The sequence below is a fragment of the Rhodococcus sp. HNM0569 genome (assembly GCF_012726205.1).
Lineage (GTDB): Bacteria > Actinomycetota > Actinomycetes > Mycobacteriales > Mycobacteriaceae > Rhodococcus_F.
Genome location: NZ_JAASAE010000003.1, coordinates 179,157 through 197,754 on the forward strand (window position 1 = coordinate 179,157; position 18,598 = coordinate 197,754).

21 protein-coding genes are annotated in these 18,598 nt (G+C 67.9%); all 21 read left to right on the plus strand.

The genetic code is table 11. The annotated features are described in order from the left end of the window. The first annotated feature begins 3 nt into the window (after window positions 1–3). The 21 genes from HCA44_RS05425 (at window position 4) to HCA44_RS05525 (ending at window position 18,579) form a co-directional block, all read left to right on the plus strand. Window positions 4–795 carry an ABC transporter permease subunit gene (locus HCA44_RS05425; RefSeq protein ID WP_169647512.1) on the plus strand — a complete coding sequence of 264 codons (792 nt, stop codon included), beginning with the start codon at window positions 4–6 and terminating at the stop codon, window positions 793–795. Continuing rightward, window positions 792–1,685, plus strand: coding sequence for an ABC transporter permease (locus HCA44_RS05430; protein WP_169647513.1), 894 nt, complete (start codon window positions 792–794; stop codon window positions 1,683–1,685). The genes HCA44_RS05425 and HCA44_RS05430 overlap by 4 nt, the downstream gene beginning before the upstream one ends. Further along, the gene (locus HCA44_RS05435; RefSeq protein WP_169647514.1) at window positions 1,678–2,475 is read left to right on the plus strand and encodes an ABC transporter ATP-binding protein; all 798 of its coding nucleotides are present in this window, start codon (window positions 1,678–1,680) and stop codon (window positions 2,473–2,475) included. The genes HCA44_RS05430 and HCA44_RS05435 overlap by 8 nt, the downstream gene beginning before the upstream one ends. Further along, entirely contained in the window at window positions 2,475–3,314 is an 840-nt protein-coding gene (locus tag HCA44_RS05440) for an FAD binding domain-containing protein (RefSeq protein WP_169647515.1), read from the plus strand. The genes HCA44_RS05435 and HCA44_RS05440 overlap by 1 nt, the downstream gene beginning before the upstream one ends. Continuing rightward, window positions 3,301–3,888, plus strand: coding sequence for a (2Fe-2S)-binding protein (locus tag HCA44_RS05445; RefSeq protein ID WP_169647516.1), 588 nt, complete (start codon window positions 3,301–3,303; stop codon window positions 3,886–3,888). Before HCA44_RS05440 ends, HCA44_RS05445 begins: the two co-directional genes overlap by 14 nt. Beyond that, a complete protein-coding gene (locus HCA44_RS05450) occupies window positions 3,885–6,269 on the plus strand; it encodes a xanthine dehydrogenase family protein molybdopterin-binding subunit (RefSeq protein WP_169647517.1) in 2,385 nt (794 codons plus the stop codon). The genes HCA44_RS05445 and HCA44_RS05450 overlap by 4 nt, the downstream gene beginning before the upstream one ends. Further along, the gene (locus tag HCA44_RS05455) at window positions 6,269–7,090 is read left to right on the plus strand and encodes an aspartate dehydrogenase domain-containing protein (RefSeq protein ID WP_346764588.1); all 822 of its coding nucleotides are present in this window, start codon (window positions 6,269–6,271) and stop codon (window positions 7,088–7,090) included. The genes HCA44_RS05450 and HCA44_RS05455 overlap by 1 nt, the downstream gene beginning before the upstream one ends. A 176-nt stretch (window positions 7,091–7,266) precedes the next feature. Then, entirely contained in the window at window positions 7,267–8,895 is a 1,629-nt protein-coding gene (locus HCA44_RS05460; RefSeq protein WP_240945314.1) for an aldehyde dehydrogenase, read from the plus strand. Then, on the plus strand, window positions 8,892–9,242 hold the full coding sequence (locus tag HCA44_RS05465) for a RidA family protein (protein WP_169647518.1): 351 nt from the start codon (window positions 8,892–8,894) through the stop codon (window positions 9,240–9,242). Before HCA44_RS05460 ends, HCA44_RS05465 begins: the two co-directional genes overlap by 4 nt. Before the next feature lie 52 nt (window positions 9,243–9,294). Beyond that, the gene (locus tag HCA44_RS05470; RefSeq protein ID WP_169647519.1) at window positions 9,295–9,822 is read left to right on the plus strand and encodes a cupin domain-containing protein; all 528 of its coding nucleotides are present in this window, start codon (window positions 9,295–9,297) and stop codon (window positions 9,820–9,822) included. A 42-nt stretch (window positions 9,823–9,864) separates the two neighbouring features. Beyond that, window positions 9,865–10,815 carry a PDR/VanB family oxidoreductase gene (locus HCA44_RS05475; protein WP_169647520.1) on the plus strand — a complete coding sequence of 317 codons (951 nt, stop codon included), beginning with the start codon at window positions 9,865–9,867 and terminating at the stop codon, window positions 10,813–10,815. Window positions 10,816–10,833: 18 nt separating this feature from the next. Next, window positions 10,834–11,814, plus strand: coding sequence for a VOC family protein (locus tag HCA44_RS05480; RefSeq protein ID WP_169647521.1), 981 nt, complete (start codon window positions 10,834–10,836; stop codon window positions 11,812–11,814). An 84-nt stretch (window positions 11,815–11,898) separates the two neighbouring features. Then, entirely contained in the window at window positions 11,899–12,651 is a 753-nt protein-coding gene (locus HCA44_RS05485) for an alpha/beta fold hydrolase (protein ID WP_346764589.1), read from the plus strand. Continuing rightward, window positions 12,648–13,388: an SDR family oxidoreductase gene (locus HCA44_RS05490; protein ID WP_169647522.1), complete on the plus strand. Its 741-nt coding sequence runs from the start codon at window positions 12,648–12,650 to the stop codon at window positions 13,386–13,388. Before HCA44_RS05485 ends, HCA44_RS05490 begins: the two co-directional genes overlap by 4 nt. A 9-nt stretch (window positions 13,389–13,397) precedes the next feature. Beyond that, entirely contained in the window at window positions 13,398–14,186 is a 789-nt protein-coding gene (locus HCA44_RS05495) for an SDR family oxidoreductase (RefSeq protein WP_169647523.1), read from the plus strand. A 75-nt stretch (window positions 14,187–14,261) separates the two neighbouring features. Next, entirely contained in the window at window positions 14,262–15,929 is a 1,668-nt protein-coding gene (locus tag HCA44_RS05500; protein ID WP_169647524.1) for a thiamine pyrophosphate-binding protein, read from the plus strand. A gap of 4 nt (window positions 15,930–15,933) precedes the next feature. After that, window positions 15,934–16,530, plus strand: a complete 597-nt coding sequence (locus HCA44_RS05505) for an alpha/beta hydrolase (RefSeq protein ID WP_169647525.1) — start codon at window positions 15,934–15,936, stop codon at window positions 16,528–16,530. Next, window positions 16,523–16,744 (plus strand): recombinase-like helix-turn-helix domain-containing protein, encoded by a 222-nt coding sequence (locus tag HCA44_RS05510; protein WP_169647526.1) that lies wholly within the window; start codon window positions 16,523–16,525, stop codon window positions 16,742–16,744. The genes HCA44_RS05505 and HCA44_RS05510 overlap by 8 nt, the downstream gene beginning before the upstream one ends. Before the next feature lies 1 nt (window position 16,745). Next, the gene (locus HCA44_RS05515; protein WP_169647527.1) at window positions 16,746–17,843 is read left to right on the plus strand and encodes a Rieske 2Fe-2S domain-containing protein; all 1,098 of its coding nucleotides are present in this window, start codon (window positions 16,746–16,748) and stop codon (window positions 17,841–17,843) included. After that, complete coding sequence (locus tag HCA44_RS05520) at window positions 17,840–18,187, plus strand: hypothetical protein (RefSeq protein ID WP_169647528.1); 348 nt, start codon at window positions 17,840–17,842, stop codon at window positions 18,185–18,187. The genes HCA44_RS05515 and HCA44_RS05520 overlap by 4 nt, the downstream gene beginning before the upstream one ends. Continuing rightward, the gene (locus tag HCA44_RS05525) at window positions 18,184–18,579 is read left to right on the plus strand and encodes a RidA family protein (RefSeq protein WP_346764590.1); all 396 of its coding nucleotides are present in this window, start codon (window positions 18,184–18,186) and stop codon (window positions 18,577–18,579) included. The genes HCA44_RS05520 and HCA44_RS05525 overlap by 4 nt, the downstream gene beginning before the upstream one ends. Window positions 18,580–18,598 lie beyond the last annotated feature (19 nt).

Sequence of the window (18,598 nt, forward strand, 5' to 3'; positions counted from 1 at the left end):
GCCATGAGTCTCCTCGCCGAACCGCTCAGCCGCGGCAAGCAGGTCGCGTACGGTGTCGCCGGTGTCGTCGGTACCGCGATGGTGGCCGAACTCGTACTCCGCAGTGGCGTGATCGACAAGCCGGGCCTGCCGGTCCCCACCAATGTCGTGCGCGGCGTCGGATCCCTACTCGGTGAAGACAGCTTCTGGCAGGGAGTGTCCTTCACATTGCAGGAATGGATGCTCGGGCTCGCGTTCGCGACTGTCGCCGGCGTGGTGCTGGGGGGTCTGATGGGTGCGTTCTCGAAGGTGTTCGTCGCCTTCGAGCTTCCTGTCGAGGTCTTCCGCGTCCTGCCGTCCGTGGCAGTGGGGCCTGTGCTGGTGTTGTTGATCGGCGCGGGCATGCTGCCGTTGTCGATCACGGTGGCGCTCGCCTGTGTGTGGCCGATCCTGCTGAACACGATGTACGGCGTGCGCGGGACCGACGCGACAGCGGTGCAGACCGCACGAACACTAGGGCTGAGCAGCCTCGGCATCCTTGCTCGAATCAAGATTCCAAGCGCACTTCCCTTCGCGTTCACCGGTATTCGGGTGTCTGCGTCGATCGGCCTGATCGTCGCTGTCAGTGCCGAGCTGCTCATCGGCAATGGTGAAGGCATCGGCGGGTACATCCTCGTCAACAGTGCGAACTCCACGAATCTCGACGTCGTGTACGCAGCGACTGTCGTGGCGGGCGTCCTCGGCGTCGTCGTCAGCGGCGTGTTCGCCGTCGTCGACAACAAGGTGTTCGCGTGGAAGAAGGGATTGGCGCAATGACCGTTGCCTCCACCGAACGGGCCACACCGACCTCACCACGGGCGCGTCCCCTGACCACGGCGACGGACGCCCGCAAGCGGTCTTCGCGGGCGTGGCACCGGGCCGGCCGGTTCGGATTGCGGCTGATCGTTCCGGTCGTCATCGTCGCGGCGTGGTACGGGCTGTCGAGGTCCGAGATCGGCGAACTGTTCGTCGCGAACCCCGCCGACGCCTTCACCCGGGTGTTCGACGACTACTTCGGCACCGACCCGAGCCGGGCATTCCTGGGCGATGCGACCTTCGATCACCTGATACCGAGTGTCTACCGCGCGATGGCCGGTCTCGTGCTGGCACTCGTGCTCGGCGTCGGAATCGGAATCGCACTGGGCACCAGCCGGGTTCTCACAGCCCTGTTCCAGCCGTTGATCCATCTCGGCCGATCGCTTCCGAGTCCGGCATTGCTCGGTGTCTTCTTCCTGTTGTTCGGTACCGGCGACAGCCCCAAGATATTCCTCATCGCGTTCAGTGTCGTGTGGCCGATCCTGTTCAACACGATCGACGGTGTGCAGAGTGTGGGTGTCGGAAGGATGCAGGCGGCCGCGGTGTTCCGGATACCCCGGTGGAATGTTCTGACACGCATCATTCTTCCCGGCGCTGCGCCGAAGATCTTTGCGGGCGTGCGCACTGCAATGTCCTTGTCGCTCATCATCATGATCATCTCGGAACTGCAGAAGGCCGAGAACGGCCTCGGATACCAACTCGTGATGACTCAGCGCAATTTCGACTACACCGGCTTCTGGGCCGTCCTGATCGTGCTCGCCGCTCTCGGGGTGGTTCTCAACATCGTGTTCAAGGCCGTCGAACGGCGCGCCCTGGCTTGGCACCGAGGAGTGACTGCTCAAGATGACTAGTACCGAACTCACCGCAGAGCACACGGGCGGCACCTCGGCCGCGCTCGCTCTCGACGGGATCTCGAAGACCTACGGCACGAACATGGCGGTGCGGGACATCACCGCGGATGTGCCCGCAGGCAAGGTCAGCGTCATCGTCGGGCCGTCCGGCTGCGGCAAGTCGACGCTGCTGCGCATCATCAGTGGCCTCGACACACCCACCGAGGGCGCTGTGACCTTCAACGGCGAACGCGTGACGGGTGTGCCGGACGGGCTCGCGATGGTCTTCCAGGACTACTCGCGGTCGCTGTTTCCGTGGATGCACGTCGACAAGAACATCGGCTTTCCGCTCGGGAAACTGCCTGCCGCGCAGCGTCGTGAGCGGGTGCAGGAGGCGATCGACGCGGTCGGCCTGTCGGGCAAGGAAAAGCTCTATCCGTGGCAGATGTCGGGCGGAATGCAGCAGCGCGTCGCGATCGCCCGGGCGCTCGCGAGTCATCCCTCACTGTTGTTGATGGACGAGCCGTACGCCTCGGTCGACGCGCAGACGCGGGCGGACCTCGAAGACCTGTTGTTGCAGATTCAGGCGAAGCTCGGCATCACCGTCCTGGTGGTCACCCACGACATCGACGAGAGCGTCTACCTCGCCGACCACATCATCGTGCTGTCGAAGCCGCCGAGTGTGGTCGCCGAAACCATCGAGGTCGACCTGCCGAGGCCGCGCGACCAGGTCACCACGAAGGAAGATCCCCGTTTCACCTCGATTCGCGCCCACGTGACGAAGCTGCTCCGCCGCACGGAAGCGGCCTGATGCGCACGCAGGCGCTCGGTGCGGGCTGGGTCGCGCAGTCGCAGTCCGCGACCGCACCGTTCCGCTTGCATCGTCCCGGCACCGTCGCCGCAGCCTCCGATCTGCTCGCGCGGTACGACGACGCGACGGTTGCTGCCGGCTGCTCGGACCTGGTGGCGCGCATGAGGGAAGGCGAGTCCGTCACCCGGCTGGTGTCGGTGCGGCGCATTCCGGAGCTGCGCGCGATCACCTTCGACGACGGCGTGCTGCGGATCGGCTCGGCCGTCACACATCACGACGGGTCGACGCATTCTCTCGTGACCGGGACCGTTCCGGGGCTTGCCGACGCCTGGTCGCGTATCGCGACGGTACGTATTCGGTACACCGGCACCGTGGGCGGCAACCTCATGGCGCGGCGAACGCGTTACGAAATGCCGCTGATCCTCGGTGCCCTCCGGGCGCGACGCGAGCACGACGCCACCGGCCGGCTGTTGACCGCGGTCGCCGTCGACACGTCGGATCTGTTGTGGTTCGGCTACGAGCGCTCGATGCGTCCGACGACGACACTCGCACTCGCGGTGTGGCGCAGCGGAACCGGACTCCGGGTACGCGCGGTTTCCGGGTCGGAGTACCGGCCGGGGTACGTGCTCGAAGCCGAGGCGGCGACGGCGACGCCGAAGGGACTCGACGTGCACGCGGTGGCGGCGGAACTTGCCGGCCGGCTACCCGACGACTGCGCCGACTACTCGGGATCCGCCGACTACCGCCGCCACGTGACCGCGGTGCTCGCACGGCGGCTGCTCGCCGCGGCGGCGGCCGGCCGGGCATACGGAGAGGGGAACGCACATGATCGAGCGTGACGACACACAACAGCTACCGGGAGACGACCGGCTCCGCGATGCAGCGGATGCCTACGACGGCGACATCGCGACCCCGGTCGAGTTCGAGCTCAACGGGAAGCCCGCGGCCACGGTGGTGGCGTCCAACTCGACCCTCCTCGATGTGCTGCGCGGCGAATACGGCGAGCGGGGCGTGCGGGCATCGTGCGAGCGGGGCGTGTGCGGCGCGTGCACCGTTCTCGTCGACGACGTCCCGGTCGCCTCGTGCTCGACCTTCGCGTTCGAGGTCGACGGCGCGCATGTCGAGACCGTCGCAGGGCTCGCCGCCGCGGACGGCGCACTCTCGGCCCCGCAGCGTGCCTTCGCCGAATGCGGTGGCTACCAGTGCGGGTACTGCACCTCCGGCATGCTGATGCTCACCACCGGGCTGCTCCGACGACACCCGCAGCCGGACCGGGCGACGATTCGTGAGTGGATCTCGTCGAACACCTGCCGGTGCACCGGCTACGAGATGATCCTCGAATCGGTCGAGCGGGCGGCACAGCTCTCCTCGAACCGTGCCGCCGAGGCGACCTCGGGGGAGGGCGCGCGATGACTCTGGTCGAGGCGTTCCGTCACGACGTCGACGGGACGGACGGGTACCGAGTTCACGAGCTGCCCACGGCACCGCCCGAGCACCGGCTCGTCGGTCGAGACGACCCGCGCGCCGACGCACCCGCGAAGGTGACGGGCCGTGCCGTGTACGGCACCGACATCGCCCGGGCGGGCATGCTGCACGCGAAGGTCCTGCGCAGTCCGCATGCGCACGCCCGGATCGTGTCGATCGACGCCGCCGCGGCGCGCGAACTCCCCGGCGTGCATGCGGTGTTCACTCGCGACGAGGCGGACGGTCTGCAGTGCTACGGCACGATGGTCAAGGACCAGCCGGCGATCGCCGTCGACGCGGTGCGCTATGTGGGCGATGTCGTCGCCGCCGTCGCCGCGGTCGACGAGCGGACCGCGCTGGCCGCACTCGACCTCGTCGACGTTCGGTACGAGATCCTGCCCGCCGTGTTCGACGTCGACGACGCGCTCGCCGACGGAGCGCCGGAGATCTTTCCGGAGGAGCCGTTCGGTGCGCTTCCCCTGTACGGTTCGGGCGCTTCGGCATCGCTGCGTCCGTCGAGGAATGTCCCCTACGAATTCCGTTACGAGACCGGTGATCCTGCCGTATGGGACCAGTGTGATCGGATCTTCGAGGACACCTTCTACTACTCGCGCATGAACCACATGCATCTCGAGCCGTTCGTGACGGTCGCCGAAGCGACCGCCGACGAGATCGAGGTGTGGACATCGACGCAGAGCCCCTTCAACCTTCGCAAGGAGCTGTCGCGCGTCTTCTCGCTGCCGGAGAACCGGATCCGGGTCCACGTACCGCTCCTCGGCGGGGGATTCGGTGCGAAGAACGGCCCCAAGGCCGATCCGATCGCGATCCGCCTCTCGCAGCTGTGCGGAGGCCGCCCGGTCCGGTACGCGATGACCACCGAGGAAGTGTTCCTGACGGTGTCCCAGCACGCCGCGAAGATCGTCGTGAAGTCGGGTGTCAGGAACGACGGCACGTTCGTGGCGCGACAGTCGAGTGTCCTGTTGAACGGCGGTGCCTACGCCGAGCACAGCCCGGCCGTCGCGGAGAAGGCCGGTTACCGCATGCCCGGCGCCTACCGCTGGAAGCACATCGACTCCGTGTGCCGGGTGGTCACCACGAACACAGTGCCGGCCGGAGCGATGCGCGGTTTCGGTGGCACGCAGGCGACCTGGGCGAGTGAACGTCAGGTCGACCTCATCGCGCAGCGACTGGGCATGAGCCCGTACGAGCTGCGCGTCAAGAATCTCAAGGCGCTCGGCGAGGAGTTCGTGCCGGGCGAATCCGGGATCGATTCGGATCTCGAGGAAGGGATGCGTGTCGTCGCGGACGCAGTCGGCTATCACGAGCGCACCCCGGGCGCCGCGGACGGGCCACGCAGGCGCGGCATGGGCGTTGCGGTCGGGGTCAAAGACGGCGGCGGTATCAACAAGCCCGCGATGGCGCGGGTCAAGGTCACGAGCCGCGGAGACGTGCTCGTCAACTGCGCGCTCACCGAGATGGGTCAGGGCGGCCACTCGGCGATGTGCCAGATCGTCGCAGAGGTGCTCCGATGCTCCCCGGACCGCGTGGTGTACACGAAGATCGACACCGACAACACGCCGTTCGACCAGGGCACGAACGCATCCTCGGGGGTCGCGGTGATGGGCCAGGCGGTGCGCAGCGCCGCCGAGAACCTGCGTCGCCAGGTACTCGACTGGGCGGCGGACCAATTCGAGGTGGACCCTCGGACCGCTGTCCTCGAGGACTGGACGGTGCACGAACCGGGCGGCGAGGTGCACCCGCTCTTCCCGACGATCATGGCGGTCTTCGGCAACACCGGATTCGAGTTCTCGGCCGACGGCTTCTTCAAGGCGCGCAACGACAGCCGGGCACCACTCGAGGCACCCTGCGTGTTCTGGGAGATCGGCTGGGCGGCCGCCGAGGTCGAGGTGGACATCGAGACCGGACAGGTGACGGTGCTCCAGCTCGCGGTGTCCGGGGACGCAGGCAAGGTGATCAACAAGATCGCCTGCCGTGGACAGGACGAGGGGGCCGCGGTGTTCGGTCTCGCGCAGGCTCTGTTCGAGGAAATGCGATACGACGGCGACGGTGAACTGCTCAATGCGGAAGCACTGCTGTATCGCGTCCCGCTGGCCGAGGACATCCCCGACCGCTTCGTCTCGATCACCCAGGAACAGGGCCACGGTGCCGGTCCCTTCGGAGCGAAGGGCATGGGGGAGGGCGGAATGTTGCCGGTCGCTCCCGCCATCGCCCAGGCGATCGCCGACGCGACCGGTGCGCAGATGCACGCGTTGCCGATGACACCCGCACGGGTCTTCTCGGCCCTCGAACAGTCGTCACGGGGGCTGTAGTGGCCGCCCCCGTGACGACCTGCCCACCCGCGGAGCCCACGCGGGTCGCGGTCCTGGGCTACGGCAGCATCGGCACCGTCGTGTGCGAACGACTGGCCGCGCACGCGATCCCCGGCGCGCGGCTGGTGGCGATCGTCAACCGCTCCCGGGTCGGGGACGCGCCTGCGCCGCTGGTGACACTCGACGCCGCACTCACGATGTGCGATGTGGTCGTCGAGTGCGCAGGCCAGGACGCGGTGCGCGCCGATGCGGTGCGCATCCTCGAAGCGGGACGGGATCTCGTGGTGTCGTCCGTGGGTGCACTGTGCGACGACGAATTCGCGCTGCGCGTGCGGGACGCCGGTCCGGGCCGGCTCGTGTGCACCAACGGTGCGGTGGGCGGACTGGACCTGCTGGCCGCTGCACACGACGCTGCGCCGTTCGACGAGGTGCTCGTGCGTTCGACCAAACTGCCGAAGGCTCTCGTGCAACCGTGGATGGATGCCGGCCAGGCCGCCCGGGTGCGGGAGACGCAGGAGCCGCTGCTGGTCTTCCGAGGCGCGCCGTCGGAGGCCGCCCGATTGTTTCCCAAGTCTCTCAACGTCGCTGCCGCCGTGGATTTTGCTGTCGGGCGAGCCGGTGCGGTCTCCGTCGAGCTGTATGCCGATCCGGCTGCCGAGCTCACTCGGCACGAGGTCGAGGCGAGTGGTCCGGTCGGGCATTACGCGATCCGTATCGAGAATCTGCCGAGCGATGCCAACCCGCGGACCAGCGCGGTGGTGCCGTTCTCCATCCTGCGGACGCTCGCGGGACTGACACGACAACCGAATCTGATTGCGTGAACCGCGGTTCCGGATGCGAACCGCGATCACCGACCGTTACGACGAATTTACAGAGATGCCTTGACGGTAAGTATCTTTTCGCTCAGACTCTTGTATTGAAACGAATGCGGGATTCGACCACGGCGAGAGGGCAGCGCCTCAGGCGATCGAGATCTCACGAGAACGGATGAAACCCGATGAACCACTTCACGAGCCGCACGGACGGCCGAACCCTGGAGATCGGCGGTGACATGGCCGACCGCGCACTTGCCGAACTCGGCGGCACGACCGATCTCCGCGAGGGCATCGGCGCCGTTCTCGACGCCGACACCAGCGACGAGATCTACGTCGCCGGGACGTGGCGACGCGGCACCGGTGCGATCATCGAATCGGTCGATCCCAGCACGGGCAGGGTGTTCGCCACGTTGCACGGCGCCGTCGAATCCGATGTCGACGACGCGGTGGCGGCCGGAGCCCGCGCGGCACGCGAGTCGGGTTGGGCCACGATGCTTCCGCACGAGCGCGCCGCGGTGTTGCATCGTATCGGCGACCTCGTCGACGCGAACGCCGAACGCATCGCGATCCTGCAGACCACCGACACCGGCAAGACGCTCACCGAGACGCGCGCACTCGCGCACAGCGCGGCAGGCACGTTCCGCTTCATGGCCGCGGCGCTCGAGACCATGGAGCAGGCCGTCACCCCGTCACGCGGACCGTACGTCACGATCGCGACCTACGAGCCGATGGGCGTCGTCGGTGCCATCACGCCGTGGAACTCGCCGATCGCGTCGGACGCACAGAAGATCGCACCCGCGCTCGCGGCGGGCAATGCGGTGGTGGCGAAGCCTCCTGTGTGGGCGCCGTGGGTGACTCTCCTGCTCGCGCGGCTGTGTGAAGAGGCAGGCTTGCCTGCGGGCCTGCTGTCGGTGTTGCCCGGGCCCGGGCGCACGGTCGGCGACGCACTCGCACGACACTCCGGGGTGGCGAAGCTGTCCTTCACCGGAGGCACCGAGACGGGGCGCGCGCTCGCGCACGTCGCCGCGGAGAAGATCATGCCGATCACCCTCGAACTCGGTGGCAAGTCGCCCACGATCGTCTTCGACGACGCGGACCTGGACCAGACGGTCGCCGGAATCCTGTTCGGGATCTTCTCGTCCTCGGGGCAGAGCTGCATCGCCGGATCGCGAATCTTCGTGCAGCGCAGCGTGTACGACCAGGTCGTCGGCCGACTGGTCGAGGCCGCCAAAGCGCTGCGGCTCGGGCCGGGCACCGACCCGCGGACGCAGGTGGCTCCGATGATCACCTTCGCGCATCGCGACGGCGTCGCGGCGACGGTCGAGGCCGCGGTCGCGGACGGCGCCCACGTGCTGTGCGGGGGAGCGATTCCCGCAGCGCCGGAGCTCGCGGACGGAGCGTACTACGAGCCCACCATCCTCGCGGGTGTCGACAATTCGGCACGAATCTGCCAGGAGGAGATCTTCGGTCCGGTGGCGATCGTGCTGCCCTTCGACGACGAGGACGATCTCGTCGCACAGGCGAACGACACGGTGTTCGGGCTCGCGTGCGGTATCTGGACCGCCGACTATCGCCGGGCGTGGCGCATCGCGAAGGCAGTGCAGGCAGGAACGGTGTGGGTCAACACCTACAAACAGTTCTCGATCTCGACACCCTTCAGCGGGCTCAAGGACAGCGGCATGGGCACCGAGAAGGGCCGCGACGGCATTCGCTCGTACATGAACCAGAAGAGCATCTACTTCGACGTTTCCGGAGCGCCCTTGCCGTGGGCTGGTTCCGCTCCGGCACGGAACAGGGAGGAACGACCATGAGTGCGCATCCCTACAGCCCGGCCTTCGACGTCGCCGGCTTCGGTTTCGTCTCGGGTGCACTGTCGGTCGACGAGCACGGCGTCGCCGTCGAAGGCCGCGTGCCTGCGCTCGAGGCCGCGATGGCACGGCTCACCGAGCGTCTGGCGACGGTCGACATGAAGCTGTCGGACGTCGTGAAGACGACGTACTTCGTCACCGACGTGTCGTTGCGCGACGAGGCCAATCGTCACTACGAGACGGTGTTCGCCGAGCCACGGCCTGCACGCTCGTTCGTTCAGGTCGCCGCATTGCCGTACGGAGCCACGGTCGAGATCGAAGCGATCGCACACAAGAAGGACGAGCACTGAGCGGCGCACCCACGCACCGCGCACCACGACCCCCACGAGAAAGGCAAGTGTCATGACCAGCACCGAACAGAACGCCACCGAGCAGGTCGATCTCGAATCAATGATCGACTCGTGCATCGCGAGCGCCGAGAGCCGGTACGAGGACTGGGACACCCTCGGTTTCCAGGCGGCCAAGGGCGGAGATCGCTTCAAGCGCGCACAGATCCGGTACATCGGCTCGGGTGCGACGGGCAATCACGAAGGTGATGCACGTTCCATCAAGGCCGATCACTTCACCTTCTCGAACATGCGCCTGCCCGTGGGCGCAGTGGGACCCGAGCACACCCACCACGACGTCGAAGAGGTCTTCTACGTCCTCGAAGGTCAGCTCGAGGTCGCCGTCCACGATGTCGAGGACGGCACGAAGAAGGCGACGCGGGTGCTCGGCTACCGCGATCTGATCCGCGTGCCGGCCGGTGTACCGCGCAGTCTCGCCAATGTGGGCGACTCGGATGCGTTGTTCTGCGTGATCATCGGCACCCCCAAGCCCGAGCTGCCCACCTACCCGCCGAGCTCGGAGATGTTCGGCGTCACGCGCTGACGCCTCGATCACCGATCACACCGATCACGGAAGGGAGCAGTCGTGGACGAGACCCGTACGCTGCGTGTCCAGCGAAAGTCCTGGGAGGCCGAGGGCGTCACGAGCGTCACCTTGGTCGATCCCACGGGGGCCGACCTCCCCGTGTGGGAGCCCGGTGCACATCTCGCACTGCATCTCCCCAACGGGCTCGTCCGTGAGTACTCCCTGTGCTCGGATCCGGCGGATCGCAGCTCCTGGACGGTCGCGGTGCTGCGTACGCCGGATTCGCGCGGCGGTTCGCGACTGATCCACGACGCGCTGCCCGTCGGCGCGCTCATCGGAGTCGACGGCCCGCGCAATGCGTTCGCACTGGACGAGAATGCCGACGAGCACGTCCTTGTCGCGGGCGGCATCGGCATCACCCCGATCATCGCGATGGCCCGCAGACTCGACGCCCGGGGAATTGCGTGGCGGATGCTCTACACCGGCCGCTCACGGTCGACGATGGCGTTCCTGCCCGAACTCGCCGGCTTCGGAGACCGCGTCACGGTGCACGCCGACGACGAAGCAGGCGGGGCCTACCCCGATCTGGCGGGTCTGCTGGCCGGGGTCGGTGAACGAACCCTGGTCTACTGCTGCGGCCCCGAACCACTCATGACCGCGTGCGGCGACGCACTCGCGGATCCGACGCGGCTTCGACTCGAACGCTTCAAGGCGCCGGAGCCGGTGGCGACGCTCGACGGAGACACCGCCTTCGACGTCGTGCTCGCCTCGTCGGGCCAGCGCATCGCGGTTCCGGCCGACGTCTCGGTGCTCGACGCGCTCGTCGCCGCGGGAGTGCCCGCTGCGTCGTCGTGCACCGAAGGCATCTGCGGCACATGCGAGGTGGCCGTCGTCAAAGGCGATGTCGACCACCGGGACTTCGTCCTGAGCGACGACGAGCACGCCGCAGGCACGACGATGCTGCCCTGCGTGTCCCGCTGCCGCTCGGCCGAACTCGTTCTCGATCTCTAGGAAAGGGTGGACATGACCATGCGTTATTCCGCGGAACCCGTCGTGCGGCTGCGCTCGCTGCGGTCGGTGTCGCTCGGCGTGCCGGATCCGGTGACCTCACGCGACTTCTACCACGAGGTGTGGGGGCTCTCGACGGTCGACGAGGACTCCGACCGTTACTGGTTGCGCGCCACCGGTACGGAACACCACGTGCTCCGGCTCGTCGCGCACGACACGAATGCGCTCGATCGCATCGCGTTCGCCGTCGCGACGCGCAGTGAGGTCGACGAGGCCGCGCGCAGGCTCGAGAAGCTCGGGATCCCGCTGTTGACACCACCGGGCCCGCTCGACGACGCAGGCGGCGGGTACGGGCTGCAACTCGTCGATCCCGAAGGGCGGTGTATCGAGCTGTCGGCGGACACCTTTGCCGTCGCGTCCGCCGAACCGGCGGGCAGACGGGCCGTTCCACGCAAGATCGCACACGTCGTGCTCAACACGACCGACATCGACCGGCTCGCGGACTTCTATGTCGAGGTCCTCGGAATGCGCATCTCGGACTGGTCCGAACACCAGATGACGTTCCTGCGCTGCAATTCCGACCACCATGTGATCGCGCTCAACCAGGCCGCGTGGCCCTCGGTCAACCATGTCGCGTACGAGATGCAGAGCCTCGACCACTTCATGCGCGGCATCGGGAGTCTGAAGCGGCACGGCATCGCACCTCAGTGGGGCCCCGGCCGACACGGTCCCGGCGACAACACCTTCTCGTACTTCACCGACCCCGCGGGCCTCGTGTGCGAGTACACGTCGGAGGTCGCCCAGATCGACGAGGACGCGTGGCTGTGCCGAACCTGGCGGCGCACACCCGAGCTGTCCGACCAGTGGGGAACGGCAGGGCCGCCCACCACGACGGTGCGGTCCGCGATGGCGGGTGTCGCGGACCTCGGCCACCGTGACCGGGTCGTCGCGGGTCTCGACGACTATTTCTTCGGCGCCGCCCCCGCCGAACAGACCGCATAGGGGAGTGGGGCAGTGTCAGGGCTTGCCGGTACCGAGTGCCGAGATATCGCCGCACCCCGTTCACGGCGCGTCTCGTGCGGCGGAGTGTCCCTCGTCGTCCGTGGAGCCGGTGCGCCGGTGCTGGCGCTGCACGGGATCGGTGGCAGCGCGCAGACCTGCGGGACATTCGCGGAACTGCTGGGCGCGCAGGGCTTTCGTACCTACTGCTGGGATGCACCGGGGTACGGCGAGTCCGAGGATCCTCGCGGCGTCGTCGACCACAGCGTGGTGGTCGACGAGGTCCTCGACGAACTCGGTGTCGAGTCGGCGCACCTGTTCGGGACGTCGTGGGGCGGTGTCGTCGCGATGCAGACTGCATTGCGCAGCCCGCACCGTGTCCGCTCGCTCGTCCTCGCCGACAGCACCCGGGGCTCGGGCACCTCGCCCGGCAAAGCCGCGGCTATGCGCGCTCGGGTCGACGAGCTTCGGCAGCAGGGCGCACCCGCGTTCGCCGCGGCTCGTGCCGCGCGGCTGGTGTCCCCGGACACCGCGCATGCCGTCGTGGCCGGTGTGGAGGCCGACATGGCGCGCGTGCGGATCGCGGGATATGCCGCGGCTGCCGAGTGCATGGCGTCGACGGACCTCGGCCCCGAACTTCGACACCTCTCGGTGCCCACACTCGTCGTCGTCGGCGAGGACGACGTCGTGACCGGCGTTGCCGAATCACGACTGCTCGCCGACGCGATCCCCGGGGCGTCGTTCGCGTCGATCCCACACGCAGGGCACGCCGCCGTGCAGGAGCGGCCCGATGCGATGGCCGCCCATGTCCTCCGATTCCTGAAAGGGCTCCAGTCATGAGCCGACTCGTCGTCGTCACCGGCGCCGGACGCGGTCTCGGCTTCTCGATCGCCGAGCGCCTCGCCGCGTACGGGGACCGCGTCGTGATCGCGGAGCTGCGGCCCGAACTTGCCGCCGATGCCGAAAAGGAACTGCGCGACAGCGGATACGACGCCAATTCGATCGTCACCGACATCTCGGACCGCGACTCGGTCGCGGCCCTCGCGGCCACCGTAGCGGACATGGGTGGCGCCGACGCACTCGTCAACAATGCGGCCCTCGCCGACGGCGTCGGCGGGGACGCCTTCTGGGAGCTCGACGAAGAGTTCTTCGCACGAGTGATGCGCGTCAACGCATACGGCACCTGGCTCGTGAGCAAGCACTTCTTTCCGCAACTGTCGGCGCACGAGCGCTCGACGATCGTGAACGTCGCGTCCGACGCCGCGCTGTACGGCTCGCCGCGGCTCGTCCACTACGTCGGCTCGAAGGGTGCTGTGATGGCGATGACCCGTTCGATGGCGCGCGACGGTGGTCCGCACGGGTTGCGAGTCAACGCGGTCGCACCGGGACTGACGCGCGTCGAGGCCACGCAGACGGTCCCTGCGTCGCGCTACGCCCTGTACGCCGAGAACCAGGTGATCACACGCGAACAGACGCCGGACGACGTCGCGGGCGTGGTCCAGTTCCTCCTGTCCGACGCGGCCGACTACGTCACCGGACAGACCCTCGTGGTCGACGGTGGCTTCGTGATGAACTGAGGAGACAGCATGGATCTGCAGCTTGCCGGACGCACCGTGGTGGTCACGGGTGCGAGCTCGGGCATCGGCCTCGCCACCGCGCGCATGCTGGTCGCCGAGGGCGCGAATGTCGCGGTGTGTGCACGCGATCTCGACCGTCTCCGGTCTGCGGTCGCGCCACTCGGCGACGCGGGCCCGGGCGCTGTGCATGCCGCGGCGTGCGATGTCACCGACCGGGCGTCGGTCGAGGCGTTCGTCGACGAGGCGGCCGGCCGCTTCGGTGGTGTGGACGGACTCGTGTGCAATGCGGGCCGCTCCCTCATGGCGCGTCTGCCCGACACCGGCGACGACGAGATCCGAGACGAGTTCTCGCTCAAGATCTTCGGGTCGTGGAATCTCGTGCGTGCCGCCCGGAAATCGCTCGCCGAATCGGACTCGGGGTCGGTCGTCAACGTCAATGCGATCCTGTCGCGGCAGCCCGAGGCCAAGTTGGCGATCACCTCTGCGGCGCGTGCCGCGCTGCTCAATCTCACCTCCTCGATGGCAGAGGAACTCGCCGTCGACGGCACGCGCGTCAACTCGGTTCTGCTCGGACTCGTCGACACCGGTCAGTGGCGCAGGCGGTACGAAGGTTCCGGCAGCGAACTCGACTACGCCTCGTGGAGTGCGGAGATCGCCGCCGATCGCGGAATCGCGCTCGGCCGTTTCGGCACCGCCGAGGAGGTCGCATTCCACATCGTCACATTGCTCTCGCCGCTCGCGAGCTACACCACCGGAACGTCGATCGACGTCGGTGGTGGCGTGGGCCGCTACATCTGACCACGGTCGGCGCGAGCACGACCCGCGCCGCAGCATGACAGCACCAGTATCCCTTTGCACGACACGGAGGACATCATGGCAACCAGCGACACCGCCGCACCGAAGGAACCCACGGGCGGTGACGTGCTGGTCGAGGTCATGCGCCGGCACGGCATCGACACCGCGTTCGGCGTCATCAGTATCCACAACCTTCCCCTCGTCGAAGCGGTCGCGCGCGAGCTGAACTTCGTCGAGATGCGCCACGAGGCCGCCGTCGTCAATGCCGCCGACGGATACGCCCGTGCCTCGGGACGGATCGGCGTCGCGATCACGAGCACCGGGACGGGCGCAGGGAATGCGGCCGGATCGATGGTCGAGGCGCTCACCGCCGGCAGCCGGGTGCTGCACGTGACGGGGCAGATCGACAGCGAATATCTCGGGTCCTGCCGTGGCGTCATCCATGAAGTGCCCAAGCAGTTGCAGATGCTCGACGCGGTCTCGGTGTTCGCGAAGACCGTCACGGATGCGAAGGACGCCGAGGCCGACCTCGAGGAGGCGATCGCACATATCCTGTCGGCGCCGAGTGGACCCGCCAGCATCGAGTGGCCTTCGGACCTGCAGTATCTCGCGCGTCCCGACGAGCAACGACCGTACGACGCACACGTCGCGGCACCCGCCGAGCCCGACAACGGGGCGGTGGCGGAGGCGGTGCGACTGCTGTCGCGCGCCGAGCGCCCCCTGATCTGGGTCGGTGGCGGTGCGGCCGGTGCAAAGGCCGAGCTGACGTCGCTGGTGCACAAGCTGGGCGCCGGTCTGCTCACGAGCAACTCGGGTCGCGCGATCGTGCCCGAGGACGACGACCGCGTGATCGGGAATTTCGCCGCGAATCCCGGTGTCGCCACGCTGCTCGAGGAGGCCGACCTGCTGCTCGCCGTTGGCACCCACTTTCGCTCCAACGAAACCAAGAGTTACCACCTCGCGCTGCCGACGACGCAGATCCAGATCGACGTCGACGCAGCAGCGGTGGGCCGCGTGTACCCGGCGACGGTCGGCATCGTGGGCGATGCGGCGCTCACGCTCGCCGCGATCGACGCGGCGCTCACCGACACAGCCGTCGACGTCGACTGGTCCGCCAAGGTCACCGCGACCCGAGAGTCGGTGCGCACGGCACTCACCGAGTTCATCGGCGGCTACGCCGAGATCTGTGAGGGCATTCGGTCGGTCCTCCCGCGCGAATCGGTCGTAGCCCGCGACGTGACCATCCCGTCGAGTCAGTGGGGCAACCGGTTGCTGCCGTTCTACGAGCGGGAGACGAACATCTTCCCGCTCGGCGGCGGAATCGGGCAGGGACTGGCGATGGGCATCGGTGCGGCGCTCGCCCGCCCGCACGTGCCGACGCTGGTCGTCGCAGGCGACGGCGGTCTCGCCGTTCACCTCGGAGAACTGGCGTCGCTCGCCGGAACCGGCGCCCGGTGCGTCGTGCTCGTGTTCAACGACGGCGGCTACGGTGTGCTGAGGAATATGCAGCAGGCCAACGGATTCGACCGCGCGGGCGTCGACCTCTACACCCCGCGTTTCGACCTGCTGGCCGCATCCTTCGACATGCCGTATCACCTCGTGCAGGGGCCCGGAACGTTCGAGCGGCAGTTGCGGGATGCCGTGGCCCACGGTGGGCCGGTCCTCATGGAGGTCGACGTCACCGCGCTGTCGCCGACCCCCGGAACCTTCACCCCGCCCGTACACATCCCGACGCGAGAAGGGTGATCGTATGACCGACTACCCCGAAGCGGCACGAGATCCGATCGTGTGTCTGCACGACCGGCCGGGCGCCGCCCACTGGTATGCCGACCAGATCGACGCGCTCGGTGCGCGGGTCGTCGAGACCGCTGATGTTCTCGACGCGCGCGACGGCGCGTCGGTCGACCGGTGGGTCGCCGCCGCGGCTCGGGACATCGAAGCGGACGCCCCGGCGCACGTACTCGCAACGGCGACGGCTGCCTACGCGGCGATCGTGCTCGCGTCGCGCCATCCGCATCTCGTCCGCAGCCTGCTGCTCGGCGATCCGCAGATCCCGCACGACGACGCGGAGTACCGTCAGTTGCTCGCGTCGGTCCACGCTCCCACCCTGGTGATCGCGTCCGCACCGGATCAGGTGAGCGAGGCTGCCGAGGAGTCGAGACTTGCTGTGCCGCAGGGGATCGCAGGCGGTATCGACAACGGTGTCTTCGTGGTCATCGACGGCTGCGATGTCCCGGCCCACCGCGAACGCGGCAGTTCGTTCCACGAGTGGGTCACCTCGTTCACCATCATCGCCGAGGGCCTCGGAGCCCTCGGACAGCGCCGACAGGAGGAAGCGCATGTCTGACGTCCAGTATCTCGAGGCCCACCAGACCCACCCCGAGCCGTTCAGCCCGTACGAGGAGAAGCTGTCCGGCTCGATCATGGAGGTCTTCGAACAGGGGGTCCGCGATCTACCGGGGCTCGTGTCCGGGCTCAACGATCTCGGACTGCACGCACCCGACGGCGGGGCGTGGACCGAGGACAACTTCCGTGCCGAGATGCGACGACTGGGAGAGTGACATGACCACAACCGATCAGCCCACCACGGCGCGCGTCGCGGCGGCGACGGGCGGTTCACGCACGCGCGCGGTCGGCGTCCGCCGGGATCTGAGCGCCGACGACATCGCCGCCAGCGGCCTGCGCGACCGCTGGTACCCGATCCTGCCGTCGCGCATGGTGCGCAGCGGCGAGATGAAGAAAGTCACGCGGCTCGGTGTCGACTGGGTGCTCTTCCGTGACGCCCGGGGCACCGTGCGCATGCTCGAAGACCGCTGCCCGCATCGCAGTGCGCCGCTGTCGGTGGGTCAGCATCTCGGCGATCGTGTCGCCTGCAAGTACCACGGCGTACAGGTCGACGGCACCGGAACCGTCGTGTCGGTCCCCGGTATGCCGGGGTGTGCGCTCGAGGGCAAGCAGGCCACGGTGTCGCTCGAGGTCGCCGAAGCGGCGGACACGATCTTCGCTTTCGTGCCCCTGACGGCGGACTCGCAACCGACGCCGTTCGTCCTCCCGGACCGGCTGAGCGACCCCGAGGTGTCGTGGTTCCCGAACTATGCGGAATGGGCAGGCCCGTGGCGGTTCTACATGGACAACGTGCTCGACCCGATGCACGGCGCCTTCCTGCACCGCAACTCGCATTCGATGTTCGGCGGCGACACGTCGGCCAGGTTCCGTATCCGTGAGACCGACCGGGGCTTCTTCTTCGAGAAGACCGACCAACGCGGCGTCAACTTCGACTGGGTCGAGTACGTGCGCGGGTCGATGGACTACGTCGACCTCGAAATTCCGTATGCCCGCAATGCCGGCCCGGGAGGGGTTTTCGGCATCGTCGGGATGTCGACGCCGGTCGACGCGGACAATTCCGCGATCTTCCACTGGCGTACGCGCCGCGTACAGGGCTGGGAGCGTGAGGTGTGGCGCTTCCTGTACCGCACCCGACTCGAACAGAAGCACTGGGAGGTACTCGAACAGGACCGGGAGGTGCTCGAGGCGCTCGCAGCCGACGCGGACGTCGAGGAACACCTGTACCAGCACGACCTCGGGGTCTCGCGGATCCGGCGTATCTACCGTGCCGACGCCAAGCAGCAGGCTGCGGTTCTGGCGGGCGATCGGGTATGAGCGGTGACCCCGACACGATGCTGTTGACGGTGTTCCTGCGCCACGACCAGTCGCAGAACATGGAGCAGTTGCAGGGAAAGCTCGACGACGCCGACTGGTGGCACGGCTTTCCGCCCGAAGGGTGTGAGGTCGTGTCGTGGGTGGTCGCGATGGGCGTCGGCCAGATCGTGACGCTGCGTGTGCCGGTCGCGAAGCTCGCTGCGGTGAACGTCGAACTCGAACGCCGCGCGTGGGGCGTGTTCACCACCGAGTTCTATCCGACCTACGACTTCGTGCCGGTCCGCGAGCGCCTCACACGCGAGTCGGACGCCCGTCGCGCCGCGGTGCGTGAGGCAGTGTCGTGACGCGTGTTTCGGCCGACACGGTGCCCGAGCCACCACGTCCGGGCATGTTCAGCAACGCCCGGGTCGTCGGCGACCGCTTCTTCGTGTCCGGCATGCACGCGGGGACCGCCGACGGCGTGGTCGGTGGCGACGACGTGTACCTGCAGGCGGCGGAGGCTTTTCGCCGGGTGCGTGAGCTGACCGAGGCATGCGGTGCGAAGGTCGACGACATCCTCGTCCTTCGGGTGTACCTCGTCGACATCGCCGACAAGGCCCTCGTCGGCAAGGCCCGCGGAGAGGTCTTCACCGGCGATTTCCCGTGCTCGACACTCGTGCAGGTCGGTGCCCTCGTCGAACCGGGCCTCCGGGTCGAGATCGAAGCCGAAGGCATTGTCGGCGCCACCCCCTCGTGAGCACTTGACGAGTCTCCGC